Raw genomic sequence first — 1,603 nt, 5'->3', positions numbered from 1 at the left:
GCTTGGATTCCAGTGGTCGTCGCAACGGTTCGAACTACGAAGCGTTCAGTAAAGCATTGAGTCTTTCGGTGGGTGTTTGCCAGGCGAGGCATTTGCGGGGTCGGTTGTTGAGTTCGTCGGCGACTGCTTGCAGCGCCGCGGGTGTGTGAACCCGGAGGTTGCTGCCGCGTGGGAAGTATTGGCGCAGCAGCCCGTTCGTGTTCTCGTTGCTGCCACGTTGCCATGGCGAGCCCGGTTCGCAGAAGTAGACGGCCATGTCGGTGGCGTTGCTGAAGGCGCGGTGTTCGGCCATCTCACCGCCTTGATCCCAGGTGAGGGTGCCCCGCAGCTGGGCAGGCAGCCCCGAGATGGTGGTGATGAGGCCGTCGCGTAGTGCGTCGGCGCTGCGGTCTGCTCCGAGGTGGACCAGCATGACGAAGCGGCTGGATCGTTCGACCAGGGTCGCGATGGCCGAGCGGTTGGTGGCGCCGATGACGAGGTCTCCTTCCCAGTGGCCGGGCGCGGTGCGGGACTCGACCTCGGGCGGGCGTGTGGTGATCAGCGACATCGGCTCGACGAAACGCGGCCGGCGCGCGGCGGGGTCACGACGAGGTCTGCGCCGGAGACGGCCACGACGCAAGTGGCGGGCGAGTTCGCGCTTCAACTCGCCTCGGGCGTGGACGTAGATACCCTGGTAGATCGTCTCGGTGCAGGCGCGCATCTGCAGATCGGTCGGGAAGTCGACGACCAGGCGATGGCTGATCTGCTGGGGTGACCACTTCCGTGCGAGCTTGTCTCGAACGTAGTCACGCAACGACGCGTTCGCCGTCAGCTTCGGGTCGCGGGGCCGCAACCGGCGAGCGACCGAGGCGCGGTGGGCGGAGTGGGGCAGATATCCCCGCGCCGAGGTTGTGTTGCGGCGCAGCTCGCGGCTGATCGTCGATGGTGAACGCCCCAGCTCCGCGGCGATCCGGCGGACCGTCAGCCCGGCTCGGTGCAGATCGCATACTTGCTCGCGTTCCAGCAAGCTCAGATACCGGGGGTGGATCGGCTTCTCGACTCGATCGAGGTCGATCTTCCCACCCAGAACGTTGGCCGTGCGCGGTGAATTCACGTCTGCCAGTATCGGATTCGGGTAGCGCACCACGCGACCGTCGGGGTAGATCCGGCCTCGATGGATGATGGTGATGCCCTTGTCCCAGTCCGCCGCCGAACGCTTGTCCGCCCCCACCCGCCGAGCCGCCTGCGCTCGGGTCAACCCCTCGGCACGCAACCGCAGGAACTCCTCCCGCCGCGGCGGCACCCGACGTGCCTCGCTGGTGAAGATCCCGGCCTGGTGCGCCCACTTGTAGCAGGTGATCCTGGTGAAACCGAGCTCACGCGCAACAGCCGAGACGTTCCCGCGTTCGGCCAGCAACCGGAAGAACTCGGCCTTCTCCTGCTCGGTGTAGACGCGCGGAGTCCCCCGGCGCATCACCAATCCACTTTTCCGCAGCCACGTATACGCCGCACCAGGATGCACTCCCGCCGCGGTCGCCGCGGCCCTGACACTGCCTCCACGATCCAACAGATCGAAGAACAACTCCCGCTGCTCCTTCGAATACTTCGGACCCGCCAACGCCAC

General features: G+C 66.4%; 1 protein-coding gene. It reads right to left on the bottom strand.

The genetic code is table 11. The annotated features are described in order from the left end of the window. Positions 1-34 precede the first annotated feature (34 nt). On the bottom strand, positions 35-1,237 hold the full coding sequence (locus ACL03I_RS39280; protein ID WP_412808637.1) for an IS30 family transposase: 1,203 nt from the start codon (positions 1,235-1,237) through the stop codon (positions 35-37). Between the last annotated feature and the right edge of the window lie 366 nt (positions 1,238-1,603).

This window comes from Nocardia sichangensis (assembly GCF_047200615.1).
In the GTDB taxonomy this organism is placed as follows: domain Bacteria; phylum Actinomycetota; class Actinomycetes; order Mycobacteriales; family Mycobacteriaceae; genus Nocardia; species Nocardia sichangensis.
This window is presented reverse-complemented; position numbering and strand designations above follow the sequence as displayed.